Below are 16,295 nucleotides of genomic sequence, written 5' to 3' on the forward strand. Positions count from 1 at the left end.
TTTCAGGAGCGCAGCATGGTTATCGGCATCGATTTAGGCACCTCCGGCGTGAAAGTGGCACTGCTGGATGCACACGGCAAAGTGATCGCAGTGGAGAGTGCGCCGCTGGAGGTGTCGCGGCCGCAGCCGTTATGGAGTGAGCAAGATGCCGAAAGCTGGTGGCAAGCGACGGATCAAGCCATGCAGGCGCTGGCGCAGCAGCACGACCTGCGCGGCGTTAAGGCGATTGGACTGAGCGGGCAGATGCACGGTGCCACTTTACTGGATGGCGATAATCAGGTGCTGCGTCCGGCGATTTTGTGGAATGACGGGCGCAGTGGTGAGCAGTGTCAGGAACTGGAAAAGCGCGTGCCGGATGCGCGTCGCATCACGGGTAACTTGATGATGCCCGGCTTCACCGCGCCTAAGCTGCTATGGGTGAAACAGCATGAACCGCAGGTGTTTGCTCAGGTGGCTAAAGTATTGTTACCCAAAGATTATCTGCGCTTTCGTATGAGTGGAGATTTTGCCAGCGATATGTCGGACGCGGCGGGAACGATGTGGCTGGATGTGGCGCAGCGCGACTGGAGTGAGGAGATGCTCAACGCCTGCGATTTGCAGCGTAGCCAGATGCCGCAACTGTTTGAGGGCAATCAGGTTACCGGTACTTTGTTGCCGGATGTCGCTGCACGATGGGGCATGCAAACGGTGCCGCTGGTGGCGGGCGGCGGCGATAACGCGGCGGGCGCGGTAGGCGTTGGCATGGTTGAGCCGGGACAAGGCATGCTGTCGCTCGGTACGTCAGGCGTCTATTTCCTGGTGAGCGACGGCTATCTCAGTAATCCCCAGCGTGCGGTGCACAGTTTCTGTCACGCGCTGCCGCAACGCTGGCATTTGATGTCGGTGATTTTGAGCGCGGCTTCCTGCCTCGATTGGGCGGCGGCGCTGACCGGTTGTGAGGATGTGCCGCAGCTGCTGAGTGAGGCGGAGAAAGCGCGCAGCGATGTGCCGTCAGTGTGGTTCCTGCCTTATCTTTCTGGCGAGCGCACACCGCATAACAATCCGCAGGCGCAGGGTGCGTTCTTTGGTTTGACGCATCAGCATGGCCGACCAGAGCTGGCGCGCGCGGTGCTGCAAGGCGTGGGCTTTGCGCTGGCTGAAGGTATGGACGCGGTGCATGAGTGCGGCGTGCAGCCGAAAACCGTGATGCTGATTGGCGGCGGTGCGCGAAGTGCGTACTGGCGGCAGATGCTGGCCGATATCAGCGGACACACGCTGGATTATTGTCACGGCGGCGAGGTTGGCCCGGCGCTGGGTGCGGCGAGACTGGCGCAGTTGGCGATTGATGCCGATAGCCGTTGGCCCGCGCTGGAATTGGCGCAGCGGCATCAGCCGGACGCGGCACGACATCAAGCCTATCAGCCGCAGCGTGAAGTGTTTGCACGCTTGTATCAGCAGTTACAGCCGTTGATGTCTTGATGATGGCTGGATTTGGCAGGATGTGAGGTTTTTTGTCAGGTATGATGTGCGAGCCATGTCAGATTGTTTGGCCTGATTTGGTCGCCATTCATGCCGCCCTGGCCGAACGTCGCACCCATCCCACGGAGCCCACCATGCCACAACACGTCTTCTTCCTTGTCCTTCCCGGCGTGATGGCGCTCGATCTCACCGGCCCCGCTGAAACCCTGCAACTGGCTGACGGCCACTTTGCGCTGCACTACATCGGCCCGCAGCCGAGCGTGCTGTGCTCCACCGGCATGACCATCGCTGACATCGCGCCGTTACCCGCACAACTGCCCGGAAACAGCCTGCTGGTGGTGCCCGGCGTGTACGATTCTCGCGTCTGTTTCGACACCGAACCGGCAGCGATGGCGCGTGACTGGCTGCGCCAGCAGCAATCGGCGATTAACGAGCAGCGCATCACGCTGGTGTGCATCTGTTCCGGGGCTCTTCTTTCGGCACAGGCGGGATTATTGGATGGCATACATTGCACCACGCATCACGATGTCTTATCGCGGCTGAAAGCGGCAGCACCGGCGGCATTAGTGAAAGATAACCGTGTTTTCGTCGAAGATAGCGGTATCTGGACCAGCGCGGGCATTACCGCTGGCATTGACCTGGCGTTGCATTTGATTAATCGGCTGTGCGGTGCGCCGCAGGCTTTGAAGGTGGCACGCGAAATGGTGGTGTGGTTCCGCCGTTCCGGCGACGATCCGCAGCTGTCGCCGTGGCTACGCTATCGCAACCACATGCATCCAGCGATTCACCGCGCGCAGGATGTAATGATCGCCCATCCCGAACACGACTGGTCGCTGAGCGCGCTGGCCGAGCGGGCGCACGTCAGCGAACGCCATCTGACTCGCTTGTTCCGCCAGCATCTGGGCATCAGCGTGCGCGAGTACCACGAACAGCTGCGCTTAGTGATTGCACGCCAACGTCAGCAACAGGGTGAAGCGGCGGAGAAAGCGGCGCTGGCGGCCGGATTCTCCTCGGCGCGCCAGCTGCGACGCGCACATCAGCGCTGGGACGATCAGCTTACCAGATGACGTTTATCCACGCGTTTTAGCAGTATCGCCAGCAGCAGGCTACCCAATAGCGTTACGCCCATTACCCACGGTAAATCGAGCCAGGGCCGCGACATGTCATCGTAATGATTGGTGCGTAGAAAGTGGATGAACAGCGCGTGAAAGCCGTAGATCGGTAGCGAGTAATGAGAAATGGTGGCGAGAATCGGCAGCGCACGCTGATTAAGCGTATTTTTGAACAAGATCAACAGGCTGATAGCAGCGATAAACACCAGCGGCCCGCAATAGAGATACCAGGTATCGTTGAACGCGCCGTTGATTTTCAGCATCTGCTTGGTGCCGAGCGCAATGCCAAGCACACAGGCGAGAAAGCCCAATCCCGCCAGCCAGCTCACGCTACGCCTGTCAGTTTCCATGCAGCCAATCGCACGTCCGAGCAGTGCATACAACAAATAGTAAATGCTGTCGCCGCTAACATACAGGTTCACCGGCAGCCAGTGGAATGGCCCGAGCGATTGGCTCACGGTATTTGGATTCGCCAGCACCGCCAGCACGATTACCAGCATGGCCACATAACGCGGTGCCACGCTTTTTACCTGAATCAGCGGTGATAACAGATAGATGCCGATGATGGCGAAGAAGAACCACAGGTGGTAAAACACCGGTTTTTGCAGCAGCTTGAGCAACGTTCGCCCTTCGCTGATCGGCGTTAGCCAGGTGATATACGCCAGCGCCACCCCGCTATAGAACAGCAGGCACAGCACGATGCGCAGCAGATGACGCCCTTGGGCGCTGCGTTCACCGAAAAACAGGTAACCTGAGATCATAAAGAACAGCGGAACGCAGACGCGTGACGCCGAGTTTAGCAGGTTCGCCACATCCCAGCTCATACCCGATGCAGCCATTGGTCCGGTGATATACCAGGTCGTGGTGTGGATGACGATCACCATCAGGCAGGCAACCGCACGTAAGTTGTCGATCCAGTAAATTTTTTGCTGCATGGCGTCCTCTTGCATTAGCTGCGAAGAAGGGTAGCCAGTGAGCGGCACGGCAACAACCTTTTGCGTTGGAATTCAGATCGCTCTGATGTTTGGTACAGGATTCAGTTACCGCACATGCCGTAGCGGCGCGATTCATCGCGCAATAAATTGCGCCGCTACGATGTGTGCGTCTTGATATATCGGTGTTTTGCCATGACGGACTTTAATCACGCACCAAAAACTTCTCGATCACCGCTTCGTCCGGTTCCACGCCGAGGCCTGGCTCGCTTGGCAGCCACGCGTAACCGTCGGCGATGCGCACCGGATTTTTCGCCAGCGAGCGGCTGATTTCGCCCGGCTCGACGCAATACTCCATCACCAATGCATTCTCAATTGCACACAGGAAATGCAGCGAGGCGGCGGTATTGATGTCGGTAGTGAAGTTGTGATTGCACACCTTGCGTCCGCGGCTGTGCGCGTAGCTGGCAATCTCCATCGCCTGAGTGAAGCCGGTGCGTGTCAGATCAATCTGCACTATGTCGATGCCGCCTTCATCAATCAGGCGCTGGAAGCCGACGACGGAACACTCTTGCTCTCCGGCGGCGATATGCTGCTGGCAGGCGGCGGAAACCTGGCCGTAACCGGCGTAGTTATCGGGATGCAGCGGCTCTTCGATCCAGAACAGATTGAGATGCTCGTAACGCTGACTGCGTCGAACGGTGGTTTTGGCGTCCCACACATGGCCGACATCCAGCATCAGATCCACGTTATCGCCCATCGCTTTACGCAGTGCTTCGAGATAGCGCAGATCCAGCGCTTCGTCGGTGCCAAACGGCTCCCAGCCAAACTTCACGCCGCTATGGCCGGTATCAATGGCGTGTTGCGCGCGAGCAACGGTCTCTTCCACGCTGAACTGAAACATGTTGGAGGAGTAAACGCGCATCTTGTCGCGCAGCGCGCCGCCCAGTAGTTCCACAATCGGCTTGCCGAGCGCTTTGCCTTTGATGTCCCATAACGCAATGTCGATACCGGCCATCGCCTGCAATACCGCGCCGCTGCGTCCGTAATAGATCGTGGCGCGGTGCATTTTCTTCCACAAACGGCCAGTTTCCAGCGGATTTTCGCCCATCAGCAGCGATTTGAGGCCAGTGACCATGGTGTGCGAATAGGGCGCTTCGATAATGGCTTTGGTGACATACGGGCTGCCATCCACTTCGCCCCAGCCGATGATGCCGGCATCGGTGGTGATTTTGATCAGCAGCGCATCCTGAGAACTGTCGGTGCGCTGCTCAATAACGGGCAGGCGCAGGTAAAACGCCTCAACGTTGATGATTTTCATGGTGTTTTCCCTGGTGTAAAGGCAATTCAAAAATTAGCCGAGAGCGGAACGGTGCTGTCGGCGCTGTGTTATCAGGGTTTCGTAATCCACGTCCAGCGCTTGAATGCGGATGTGGTTCTCAACCTCGTCGGTCATTTTGGCGATGTCGCCATCGGCAAAGACATTAATCAGCCGCTGGTGCTCCTCAATGATGTCGCTCATTGATTTGCCCATGGTGGAAAGGCCGAAAATCACCGTCAGCTGACGGGCAATCGACTCCCACAAATTGCTCAGCACCGGGTTGAGCGCAAAGCTGCACAGCGTGCGGTGGAAATCGGTATCGGCGGAGGCAAAGCCGTAAACATCGTCGTTTTGCATCATCGCCTGCATCTGCGCCACGCCTTGATAGAGCTGATTAAGCTGCTCGGTGCTGTTGCGGCCAGCCTCAATCGCGCGGCGACAGGCCAGGGTCTCCAGCGGGATGCGCACATCGATAATCTGCTCCAGCCGCTGATGGGAAATCTCCATCAGGCGGATGCCTTTATACGGCTCGCTGGTGACAATGCCCTGGCTCTCCAGAATGCGCAGCGCTTCACGAATGGGGACGCGGCTCATGCCGAGTTTGGCCACCAACTCCGGTTCAGCAATGCGATCGCCGGGCAGGATCAGGCCGCGTGAGGCGGCGCTGAGAATCGCATCCACCGCGTGATCGACCAGCGTGCGCGGACGCGCCGCATTCCAGCTGTGATCCGTCACCGTTTCCTGCGCCAGTGGGGCGCTGTTTTTACGCGTTGCGCTAGAAGGTTTTCCTGCCATGTTGTTTGTCCTGTTTAAACCTGTCGGGTCACGAACTGACCGAAGCCGGGCTCAACCTGCATCTGGTCATCCTGGAATACCGTGACGCCACGAATCATTGTGCGCACCACTTTACCCTGACAGCGCATCCCTTCAAATGCGCTCCACTTGCCAAGTCCCTGGAAATTTGCGCCGCTCACCGTCCAGCGCTGGCTGGCGTCGTAGAACACTAAATCGGCGTCAAAGCCGGGTGCAATCGCTCCTTTTTTGCCCCACAGCTGGAAAGCTTTGGCCGGGCCACTGGCGGTCATGCGCGCAAACTCGCTGAGCGCCACGCCGCGCTCGATATGGGCCGCGCTGAAGAACATCGGGCTGAGCGTTTCAACGCCGGTCAGGCCCATGCCGGCATCCCAGATGCTGGCTTCACCCGCCTGTTTTTGTGCGGGCGTGTAGGGGCAATGGTCGGAGGCGATCATGTCGACATCGCCGCGCAGCAGCACCTGCCACAGCGCATCCACCACTGGACGCGGGCGGATCGGCGGGCCGCAGCGCGCGTTAGGGCCGATGCGCACCAAATCGTCTTCGTCGAGCAGTAAATAGTGCGGGCAGGTTTCGAAGCTGGCACGCACGCGGTTTTTGGCAGCAACGATGGTTTCCGCCGCGCGCGCCGAACTCACATGCACGATATGGCAGCGTGCGCCGGTCTCTTCGGCGATGGCTAACACGCGTCCCACCGCTTCAATCTCTGCGATTTCCGGTCCTGCCTGCGCGTGAGCGCGGGTATCTTTGCGTCCGGCACGGCGCAGTTCACTACCGGCACCGATCAAAATGTCGTGATTCTCGGCGTGTACGCCAATCAGCCCGTCGAAGGTTGCCAGCTCACGCATCGCGCGCAGCAGGCCGTCATCATCGAGGCGCGGTAAACCTTTCTCGTCGGTGGCTTCACCGTTAGGCGCGCCGCTGCACAGGAAGGCTTTGAACGCCAGCGCACCGGCCTGATCCAGCGCCGCCAGTTCATGCAGGTTGCGGCCATCCAGCCCGGCCCACATGGCGTAATCCACCGAACAGTTGTCAGCCAGCCAGCTTTTTTTGGCGCTGAAGTTAGCCAGCGATGTTGCCGGTGGCAGTGAATGCGGCATCTCGACGATGGTGGTGACGCCGTGCGCCGCCGCACCGCGCGTGCCTTCACGCAGCTCCTGTTCGGGGAAATCGTGTGAGCCGGTGAAATGGGTATGCACATCAATGGCGCCGGGCACGATGATCAAGCCATGCGCATCGATCACCTCGTCAACGCCGTCGGTAAGTGCGCCCGGCGTCAACAAGCCACTGATTTTGCCGTTTTCCAGTAACAGATCGGCGGGGGCCGCGCCGTTTTCGCTGACTACCAAGCCGTTAATAATTAATTGTTTCATCACTCTGCTCCTGCCTGCGTCACCAGCGCCGTATAGGGCAACGGCTGTGAAGGATCGAGCCAACCGATAGCGCCCAATAGCTGGCTGAAATGTTCAAACTCAGCGCGTGGAATCACGCTGTCTGGCGCAAATACATTGGCGTGTTGATAGGCGGCGAGGCCGCGTTCCAGCGCATCACGCGGATAATCGGGATAAAACGCCTGCACTTTTTCTGCCAGTTCGGCGGCATCATGCGTAGCCATCCACGCCAGCGCCTGCGCAATAGCGTGGGAGAAGGCAGCAAAGGCGGCGGCTTTCTCCTGCAGCACATCGGCGCGTGCGATGTAGGCGCTCCACGGCACGTGACCGCATAAGCTGGCGAGGCTGCTGATGCTGCTGAGTTGTCCGGCGGCGATGGCGGGTGCCAGCATATGCATGGCGTGCAGTGCATAATCGGCGTCACCGTTGGCAACGGCGGCGAAATCACGCGCCTGATCGCCGCTGCCCGCGATTAACTCAACATCATCCTGCAAACCGTGGCGCGCCAGCAGCCAGCGGAATGTCAGCGTTGCGGTGCCGACATTGCCGATATCCAGCACGCGTTTGCCGCGCAGGTCGCTGAGCTGAAAATCCGGCTGCGCCTGCGCCGCCGCGAGAAACCACGGGTTGGCGGCGACCGAGGCGCAAAAACACTGCAACTCTGCGCCGTGCTGCTGAAAATGCTTCATGACCACCATCGGACCGCCAAGCGTGAGATCGGCATCGCGGCTTAATACCGCCGGCACTTGTCCACCCTGCACGGTATGTCCGCCCGATTCGCTGGTGGTGAAGATCACCTGCAACTGCTGCGCGGCGAACAGGCCGAGGCTGTGCGCCAGATAGTGAGCGCAGTAATAGATGCGTGATTCGCTGGCATCGCCCTGATTGAAAATTAAGGTCTGCATCAGCTGCGCACCTCAGTGATAAAGCTGCCATTGAGTGCCACCATGTCGCTGACGCCACACCAGTGACCGATGGCTGTGATCTCATTAATCCAGCCGGAAAGCAGATCAAAAACCGCGCTTTCGCCACCGGCGACTAACGCACTGATGATCGGCCGCACGCTGAGTGACAGCGACGCGCCGAGACAGCGCGCCACCACCGCATCGCTGCCGCTGCGTACGCCGCCATCCAGCAGCAGCGGCAGACGCGTCACCGCCTGTAAATCCGGCAGCTGATCAACCGGCGTGGCCCAGCGCGCGCTTTGGCGCAGACCAATATTCGAGGCAATCAAACCGCTAACGCCGTGCTGGGTCGCCTGCGCCGCATCGTCATGATGCAAAACGCCTTTTAGCCACAGCGGCAAGTGGCGATCGGCACAGTGCGCCGCCACCTCAGCAATCTCCTGCCAGCGCCACACCGGCAAAGCCGGCAGTGGCGCAACGCCCGGCTGCGTGCCGCCGATGGTGTGCCAGCCGCGCTGTTTTAATGCGTCGCCGATGGAGAAACCGCCGGGCTGCAATCCGGCCACCGGATGCACCGGTGCCAGCACCGTCAGCACGATATTTTTAAATCCGGCCTGCGCAGCTTGATCGATCAAGGCTTTGATGCGGCCGACATCGCCCGCCGCTCGCAGTTGTAGCCAGCAGCGATCGTACTCCGCGCCAATTTGCTCCAGCGGCGTGACGGTCTCCTCAGAGATCACCAGCGGTAGCTGCAGCCGTTTGCAGGCGCGCGCAATCGGCAGCACACCTTCTTCGTGGAAAATGCGGTCACCGGCAAAGGCGCCGACGCCAATCGGCGCAGACCAGCTTTGCTCATGCAGTGAAATCTGGGTGTTGATGCTTTCATTACCCTGCAACACGCGCGGCAGCAGACGATAGCGGCGCAGCGCTTGCTGGTTGGCATCCGCTTCGTTGCCCTGGGCATCGGCAGGCTGGCCCTGCATGTAGCGGAACAGCGCATCGCCGAGGCGCTCACGCGTGGTCAGTTCAAACGGCAGTTCAGGCGTTGGCATGCTGTACCTCCGCCGCATTTTCATGTTCCAGGAAGGTGGCAAAAGCCGGCGTTTGCGGATTTTGCAGAATCGCCGGTGGACCTTCTTCAATCAGCGCACCGTTTTGCAGGAACACCACGCGATCGGCGACGCCGGCCGCAAAGGCGATGTCGTGGGTGCTGATGATCATGGTGATGCCGGTTTGCGCCAGGCTGCGCATGGTTTGGTTCACTTCGCGCACCAGTTCAGGATCGAGCGCCGAGGTCGGTTCATCAAACAGCAGAATTTGCGGCTCTGCCGCCAGCGCACGCGCAATGCCGACGCGCTGTTTCTGTCCGCCGGACAGTTCATGCGGCAGCGAGGCGGCGAAATCACCGAGTCCTACCATTTTCAACGCGCGCATCGCTTTACCCCGCGCGATCTCCGGCTGCGCGCCCTGTACGCGCAGCAGAATGCTCATCACATTTTCCAGCGCGGTGAGGTGATCGAACAGTGCGAAGTGCTGAAACACGATGCCGATGCCCGATTTAGCACGGTTCAGCGGCAGATGACGTTGCGCCAGCGCGCGACCGTTTTCATCGCTGCCCATGAAATGTCCTTCGGTTTGAATCGTGCCGCTGCTGCGTGGCGTCAGCGCCAGAATCGATTTCAGTAGCGTACTTTTGCCCGAACCGGAGCGACCCAACAGCACCACCACTTCGCCGCGACGTACGGTTAACGACAGTGATTTCAGCACCGCTTTACCCGCGTACTCGACGCACAGCTGATCCACTTCCAGCACCGGCGCGGCGGTTTGCGTGTCCCAGCGCCGTTTCGGCAGCTGCATTGGCATCACGTCCGCCTCCGGCGGCAGTTTCGCCAGGCGCGCGCGTGCCCGGCGCGCACGTTCATCGAGGTTGTAGAACTTCTCCAGCCACCACTGACCGCCCGCCAATAGCGTAGAAAGAATCAGGTAGATGCCGCCCGACGCGACCAGCACCGGAATAAACAGGAAGTTTTGCGACACTATCGCCTGGCCGCGCATCGTCAGCTCATTGACGCCCACCACCGAAGCCAGCGAGGTGGATTTCAGCAGCCCGACGGTTTCATTGCCCATGGTGGGCAGAATGGCGCGCAGCGCCTGCGGAATCACCACGTGAATCATCTCTTTGCTGCGCGAATAACCGAATGCCTGCGCCGCCATGCTCTGATCGCGATCGGTCGCCATAATGCCGCCGCGAATGATTTCGGCGCAGAAGGCGGTTTCATTGATCATCAGGGCGAGCAGCGCGCTGGTGAACGGACTCAAGCGCAGACCAAATTCCGGCAGCACGTTGTACAGCAGAATCAGCTGCAGCAGCACCGGCGTGCCGCGCAGCGTATAGATGTAAATTTTCACCGGCAGGCGAATAAACCAGTGCTTTGAGTTGCTGGCTAACGCCAGGAAAAAACCAATCAAAATGCCGCCCGCCAGCGCGCCAACCAACAGCTGCACGGCGATAACAGCGCCTTCCCACAAGTAGGGGAAAGTCAGGTACTTAAGAAAATCATCCAAGGCGTTATCCTCCTCAGCGCCTCGAGTGCGTTGTTCACTCAAACGAGGCGGCTGAGTTTATGCATTAACCACGCGCTACAACCGGACGTTCGGCAGCGCTGCCCTGGCCCCAGTAATCCAGCAGTTTTTTCTGAGCGCCGCTTTCCTGAATCACCTTCATCGCATCCAGCACCGCAGCGCGCAGCGTGGCGTTGTCTTTGGCGATCGGGAAGCCGACCATGATCGGCAGATCAACGGTGAAGCCGCTCTGGAGGGATTTGTCAGCTTTGGCGATGGCAATCGCTGATCCGGCTTCGGTCAGATAGACGTCGGCACGACCGCTTTTCACCGCCTGGATGCTGTTGTCGGTGTTTTGCACCATCAGCATGCTGACTTCCGGTTTTCCGGCGGCACTGCATTTGGCGCTCTGTTCAGGTACCAGTTTGTTGGCTTCATAGGAACCGGCAGCGGCGGCGACGGTTTTGCCGCACAGGTCGTCAACGCTGTTGATTTTCTTCGGGTTGCCTTGCGCCAGCACCGAGCCATCCTGCACTTGCATCGAGGCGACAAAGGCGATCTGTTTCATGCGCTCTTCGGTGACGTACAGCATCGGGCCGATGTCGGCGCGTCCGCTGGCGATCGAGGTGAGCAGCACGTTGAACGAGCCGCTTTGGTAACTGTGTTTCGCGCCGAGGCAGCTGCTAATGCGCTCGAACAGCGAGGGATCGAGACCTTCAATGATGCTGGGATCTTTTTCCGATGGCGCTTCAAAGCCTTTGGTGTAGCCGCCGAGGCCAACCACCAGATCTTTGCCTTTCAGCGACGGATACTTGGTTTGTAGCGCTTTGCACTGCGCCATGGCGGCAAAGTCGCTGGCGGTGGGCGTAATGGGATCGGTGCTGGCGGCGTGGGCGCTGGAGATGCCCGCCAGTAAGCTGCCGGTGAGACCAGAGATTAACAAAGCAGTGCGTGCAAATTTCATAATAAGGTTTCCCTGATGCTGGTGAATGAGAAAGCGATGACCTTGTGATTTATGAACGTCTTTGGTGCTTTTTTTGGTGGTCGCCATAAATGGCGACCCTACGGAAATGGCGAGGCTCAGTATCCTCTTGCTGCATCAACCTGGTTGCGCAGCGCTTGCCCGTGGCGGAAACGCGTCAGGTTATCGATAAACACCTCAAGACAACCGGCGAGGTAAGCGCTGTGATCGTCGAGGCTGCAGTGTGGTGTCATCACCACGCCAGGCGTGTGCCACAGCGGGTCGTCTGACGGCAACGGCTCCTGCGGATAGACATCCAGCACCGCGCCAGCCAGTTCGCCTGCGTTCAGTTTTTCGCGCATCGCACGGTAATCGAAGACATCAGCGCGACCGACAATCACGATGCCAGCACGCGAGGGCAGCAGATCGAGACGGCGGCGATCGAACAGGTTGTGGGTTTGCGGCGTCAGCGGCAGCGTCGACACCACCACATCAACCTGCGGCAACACATCGTCTAGCGCATCAATCCGGATGCAGCGCGCCACGATGGCATCGCACTGACCGCTGCGCGTCACGCCAATCACGCGATAGCCTTGTGCGGTCAGCAGTTTTGCTGCCGCGCTGCCAATTCCGCCGACGCCCAGCAGTAAAACCGTTTTGCCACGCGCGCAGCCGCCAAATGTTGGACGCCACAGACGCTGCGCCTGATCCTGCAGAAAACCGGGGATGCCGAAGTTAAACATCAGCGCCGCCATTAAAATGAACTCGGCCCCTTTATCGCCGTGCACGCCAGATGCATTGGTCAGCGTTACGCCTTGTGGCCAGCGCGCCAGCCACTGTTCAACGCCAGCGGACATCACTTGCACCCAGCCAAGACGGGGCGTGCTGAACTGATCGAGCGCCAGCTTGCGGCCGCTCCACAGAATGTCGCAGCGGGTGAGAAAGTCGGCGGTCTGTGCCGGATCGCTGTTTTCGCTCAGTGTGAAGTGGCTGCGCAACGGCGGATGCGCGTCCAGCTGCAGTTGCAATTGCTCGATTGAAAGGTGGAGAGCGTGCGGGGCGCTGGCATCATTTTCGATATGAATATGCATCAGCGCATCGCCGTGACTTCCATCTCGACCAGCAGGTCAGGATGGTTGAGCTGAATGCCGACGGTGGCACGTGCCGGGAAGGGAAACTGGAAGAATTCGCTGTAAGCGGCGTTCATCTCGCTGAAAGTGCTGAGATCGGTGAGATAAATGGTGACGCGAACCACGTTGTCGAAGGTCATTTGCGCTTCGCTCAGCAGATCGCCGACGTTTTTCAGCACCTGACGCGTCTGGCTGGCAATGTCGTGGCCAATAATCTCGCCGCTGTAGGGATCAATAGCCACCTGGCCGGAAATAAACAGCATCGGTTCGTGCAACACGGCGGCGGAGAGCGGCGCAGGTCCCATTGGGCGGTCGCTGGCGTTCATTCCTGGGTAACTAAGCGCAATCTTCATGGTGAAATCTCAAGCGAATCTGTTTCACCGCAATTTCGTATACGATCACACGAGTGTCAATGCGCAATTTTTAACCATCGGGTCAAAAAGGTGATGTATATCACGTAATAAGATTCGCTGATATGTCGGTCAAAATAATGAAATTTAAGGTTTTAATGGGATTTTTATTGCAGTGGCGGAGGATGAGTGTGAATCGTATACGATTTTCTTATTGTTCTGTTTTAGCCCGCTAAACCCTGCCGCAATCGCCTGATCGCTGGCCTGGATTTCCGGCTGCACAATCTGCGGTCAAAGGGTATACTGGCGCACTCTTTTTTTAACCGATGCGTATCGCGTGCGAATTCAACATGCAAAAGTTTGATACCAAGACCTTTCAGGGCCTGATCCTGACCTTGCAGGATTACTGGGCGCGCCAGGGCTGCACCATTGTCCAACCGTTGGACATGGAAGTGGGCGCCGGCACCTCACACCCGATGACTTGCCTGCGCGCCTTAGGCCCAGAGCCGATGGCGACCGCCTATGTGCAGCCATCTCGTCGTCCAACTGATGGACGTTACGGTGAAAACCCGAACCGTTTGCAGCACTATTACCAGTTCCAGGTGGTGATTAAGCCGAACCCGGACAACCTTCAGGAGCTATACCTTGGGTCGCTGAAAGAGCTGGGTATGGATCCCACCATCCATGACATTCGCTTTGTCGAAGACAACTGGGAAAACCCAACGCTTGGCGCATGGGGACTCGGTTGGGAAGTGTGGCTGAATGGCATGGAAGTGACGCAGTTCACTTACTTCCAGCAGGTTGGCGGCCTGGAGTGCAAGCCGGTGACCGGTGAGATCACTTACGGCTTAGAGCGCCTGGCGATGTACATTCAGGGCGTCGACAGCGTTTACGATCTGGTGTGGAGCGACGGTCCGTTCGGTAAAACCACTTACGGCGAAGTGTTCCATCAGAACGAAGTGGAACAATCGACCTACAACTTCGAATACGCCGACGTCGACTTCCTCTTCACCTGCTTCGAGCAGTATGAAAAAGAAGCACAGCAGCTGCTGGCGCTGGAGAAACCGCTGCCGCTGCCGGCTTACGAGCGCATTCTGAAAGCGGCGCACAGCTTTAATCTGCTGGACGCACGCAAGGCGATTTCGGTTACCGAACGTCAGCGCTATATCCTGCGTATCCGCACCCTGACGAAAGCCGTGGCGGAAGCCTATTATGCGTCCCGTGAGGCGCTTGGCTTCCCGTTGTGCAATAAAAACAAGTAAGAGGCAGCCATGACCGATAAAACTTTCCTGGTGGAAATTGGCACCGAAGAGTTGCCTCCGAAAGCGCTGCGCAGCCTGGCCGAAGCCTTTGCTGCGCACTTCACCGCTGAACTCGATAGCGCCGGTCTGGCGCACGGCGAAGTGAGCTGGTTTGCTGCTCCGCGCCGTCTGGCGCTGAAAGTCGCCCAGCTGGCTGCCGCGCAGCCGGATCGTGAAGTTGAAAAACGTGGCCCGGCGATTGCCGCCGCGTTTGATGCTGAGGGCAACGCCACCAAAGCGGCCGAAGGTTGGGCGCGGGGTAACGGTATCACCGTTGCTCAGGCTGAACGTCTAAGCACCGACAAAGGCGAATGGCTGGTGCATCGCGCCGCGATCACCGGTGAAAGCGCGCAGGCGCTGCTGCCAGCCATGGTGGCCACCGCGCTGAGCAAGCTGCCGATTCCTAAGCTGATGCGCTGGGGCGCGAGCGACGTGCAGTTTGTGCGTCCGGTGCACACCGTTACGCTGCTGCTGGGTGACGAGCTCATTCCCGCGAAGATTCTCGGAATCACCTCTGATCGCGTGATTCGCGGTCATCGCTTTATGGGCGAGCCAGAGTTCACCATCGACAACGCCGATCAGTATCCGCAGCTGTTGCTGGAACGCGGCAAAGTGATGGCGGATTACGCCGCGCGTAAAGCCAAAATCAAAGCGGATGCGGAAGCAGCGGCACAGCAGATTGGCGGCATCGCCGATCTGAGCGAAAGCCTGCTGGAAGAAGTGACCTCGCTGGTGGAATGGCCGGTGGTGCTGACGGCAAAATTCGAAGAGAAGTTCCTCGCGGTACCGGCTGAAGCGCTGGTTTACACCATGAAAGGTGACCAGAAGTACTTCCCGGTGTATGACGCGGCGGGCAAGCTGCTGCCGAATTTCATCTTCGTCACCAACATCGAATCCAAAGATCCACAGCAGATCATCTCCGGTAACGAGAAGGTGGTGCGTCCGCGTCTGGCGGATGCCGAGTTCTTCTTCAACTCCGATCGCAAAAAGCGTTTGGAAGATAATCTGCCGCGTCTGGAAACCGTACTGTTCCAGAAAGAGCTGGGTACGCTGCGTGACAAAACGGATCGCATTCAGGCGCTGGCTGGCTGGATTGCCGCGCAGATTGGCGCTGATGTGAATCACGCCACCCGCGCGGGCTTGCTGTCGAAATGTGACCTGATGACCAACATGGTCTTCGAGTTTACCGACACGCAGGGCGTGATGGGCATGCACTACGCGCGCCACGATGGCGAAGCGGAAGATGTGGCTGTAGCGCTGAACGAGCAGTATCAGCCGCGCTTTGCCGGTGACGATCTGCCATCGAATCCGGTGGCCTGTGCCGTGGCGATTGCCGACAAGATGGACACCCTCGCGGGTATCTTCGGTATTGGTCAGCATCCGAAAGGCGACAAAGATCCGTTTGCACTGCGCCGTGCCGCGCTGGGTGTGCTGCGCATCATTGTGGAGAAAAACCTGCCGCTCGATCTGCAAACGCTGACCGAAGAAGCGGTGCGCCTGTACGGTAGCAAGCTGAGCAACGCCAAGGTTGTCGATGAAGTGATCGACTTTATGCTGGGCCGTTTCCGTACCTGGTATCAGGAAGAGGGCCACAGCGTTGACACCATTCAGGCGGTGCTGGCGCGTCGTCCAACGCGTCCAGCTGATTTCGATGCGCGCATGAAGGCGGTTTCGCACTTCCGCACGCTGGAAGCCGCAGCCACACTGGCCGCTGCTAACAAACGCGTGTCGAATATCCTGGCGAAGTCGACCGAAACCCTGAATGACAGCGTGCAGGCTTCCCTGCTGAAAGAGAACGAAGAGATCCAACTGGCGACCTTCGTGACCGCGCTGGGCGACAAGCTGCAGCCGTACTTTGCAGAAGGTCGCTATCAGGATGCGCTGGAGGAACTGGCGCAACTGCGTGAAGCGGTGGACAACTTCTTCGATAAAGTGATGGTTAACGCTGACGATCAGGCGGTGCGTATTAACCGTTTGACGCTGCTGGCACAGCTGCGCCAGCTGTTCCTGCAGGTGGCGGACATTTCGCTGCTGCAGTAATTGGCCAGGTCGCCATGAA

At 58.8% G+C, this 16,295-nt stretch carries 14 protein-coding genes; 4 read left to right on the plus strand and 10 right to left on the minus strand.

Annotated features, from left to right (window positions below; translation table 11 throughout):
• Nucleotides 1–15 precede the first annotated feature (15 nt).
• Nucleotides 16–1,458, plus strand: a complete 1,443-nt coding sequence (gene xylB / locus ACRQ84_RS15645; RefSeq protein WP_483816528.1) for a xylulokinase — start codon at nt 16–18, stop codon at nt 1,456–1,458.
• Nucleotides 1,459–1,592: 134 nt separating this feature from the next.
• The gene (locus ACRQ84_RS15650; RefSeq protein ID WP_483816529.1) at nt 1,593–2,525 is read left to right on the plus strand and encodes a GlxA family transcriptional regulator; all 933 of its coding nucleotides are present in this window, start codon (nt 1,593–1,595) and stop codon (nt 2,523–2,525) included.
• On the opposite strand, the gene ACRQ84_RS15655 is transcribed toward ACRQ84_RS15650, so the two are convergent.
• The 10 genes from ACRQ84_RS15655 to ACRQ84_RS15700 all read right to left on the minus strand — a co-directional run bounded on the left by ACRQ84_RS15655 (nt 2,510) and on the right by ACRQ84_RS15700 (nt 12,938).
• Nucleotides 2,510–3,505, minus strand: coding sequence for an acyltransferase (locus ACRQ84_RS15655; RefSeq protein ID WP_483816530.1), 996 nt, complete (start codon nt 3,503–3,505; stop codon nt 2,510–2,512). The genes ACRQ84_RS15650 and ACRQ84_RS15655 overlap by 16 nt on opposite strands.
• Before the next feature lie 202 nt (nt 3,506–3,707).
• Entirely contained in the window at nt 3,708–4,823 is a 1,116-nt protein-coding gene (locus tag ACRQ84_RS15660) for a mandelate racemase/muconate lactonizing enzyme family protein (protein ID WP_483816531.1), read from the minus strand.
• Nucleotides 4,824–4,856: 33 nt separating this feature from the next.
• Nucleotides 4,857–5,618, minus strand: coding sequence for a GntR family transcriptional regulator (locus ACRQ84_RS15665; protein ID WP_483816532.1), 762 nt, complete (start codon nt 5,616–5,618; stop codon nt 4,857–4,859).
• Between the two features lie 14 nt (nt 5,619–5,632).
• On the minus strand, nt 5,633–7,009 hold the full coding sequence (locus ACRQ84_RS15670) for a dihydroorotase (RefSeq protein ID WP_483816533.1): 1,377 nt from the start codon (nt 7,007–7,009) through the stop codon (nt 5,633–5,635).
• Nucleotides 7,009–7,932, minus strand: a complete 924-nt coding sequence (locus tag ACRQ84_RS15675) for an ABC transporter substrate-binding protein (RefSeq protein WP_483816534.1) — start codon at nt 7,930–7,932, stop codon at nt 7,009–7,011. The genes ACRQ84_RS15670 and ACRQ84_RS15675 overlap by 1 nt, the downstream gene beginning before the upstream one ends.
• The gene (locus ACRQ84_RS15680; protein WP_483816535.1) at nt 7,932–8,984 is read right to left on the minus strand and encodes an alpha-hydroxy acid oxidase; all 1,053 of its coding nucleotides are present in this window, start codon (nt 8,982–8,984) and stop codon (nt 7,932–7,934) included. The genes ACRQ84_RS15675 and ACRQ84_RS15680 overlap by 1 nt, the downstream gene beginning before the upstream one ends.
• Nucleotides 8,971–10,497, minus strand: coding sequence for an amino acid ABC transporter permease/ATP-binding protein (locus tag ACRQ84_RS15685; RefSeq protein ID WP_483816536.1), 1,527 nt, complete (start codon nt 10,495–10,497; stop codon nt 8,971–8,973). Before ACRQ84_RS15685 ends, ACRQ84_RS15680 begins: the two co-directional genes overlap by 14 nt.
• A 64-nt stretch (nt 10,498–10,561) precedes the next feature.
• The gene (locus ACRQ84_RS15690; RefSeq protein WP_483816537.1) at nt 10,562–11,458 is read right to left on the minus strand and encodes a transporter substrate-binding domain-containing protein; all 897 of its coding nucleotides are present in this window, start codon (nt 11,456–11,458) and stop codon (nt 10,562–10,564) included.
• A gap of 116 nt (nt 11,459–11,574) precedes the next feature.
• Nucleotides 11,575–12,546 carry a D-2-hydroxyacid dehydrogenase gene (locus ACRQ84_RS15695; RefSeq protein WP_483816538.1) on the minus strand — a complete coding sequence of 324 codons (972 nt, stop codon included), beginning with the start codon at nt 12,544–12,546 and terminating at the stop codon, nt 11,575–11,577.
• Entirely contained in the window at nt 12,546–12,938 is a 393-nt protein-coding gene (locus tag ACRQ84_RS15700; protein WP_064738236.1) for a RidA family protein, read from the minus strand. The genes ACRQ84_RS15695 and ACRQ84_RS15700 overlap by 1 nt, the downstream gene beginning before the upstream one ends.
• A gap of 347 nt (nt 12,939–13,285) precedes the next feature.
• Between ACRQ84_RS15700 and glyQ the strand changes: the two genes are divergently transcribed.
• Together glyQ and glyS are read left to right on the plus strand one after the other, a co-directional pair.
• A complete protein-coding gene (gene glyQ, locus ACRQ84_RS15705; RefSeq protein WP_007893431.1) occupies nt 13,286–14,197 on the plus strand; it encodes a glycine--tRNA ligase subunit alpha in 912 nt (303 codons plus the stop codon).
• 9 nt (nt 14,198–14,206) lie between these two features.
• Entirely contained in the window at nt 14,207–16,276 is a 2,070-nt protein-coding gene (gene glyS / locus ACRQ84_RS15710; RefSeq protein ID WP_064738235.1) for a glycine--tRNA ligase subunit beta, read from the plus strand.
• Nucleotides 16,277–16,295 lie beyond the last annotated feature (19 nt).

It is taken from the genome of Pantoea sp. E2023-21, from assembly GCF_051302795.1.
In the GTDB taxonomy this organism is placed as follows: Bacteria; Pseudomonadota; Gammaproteobacteria; order Enterobacterales; family Enterobacteriaceae; genus Pantoea; species Pantoea ludwigii_A.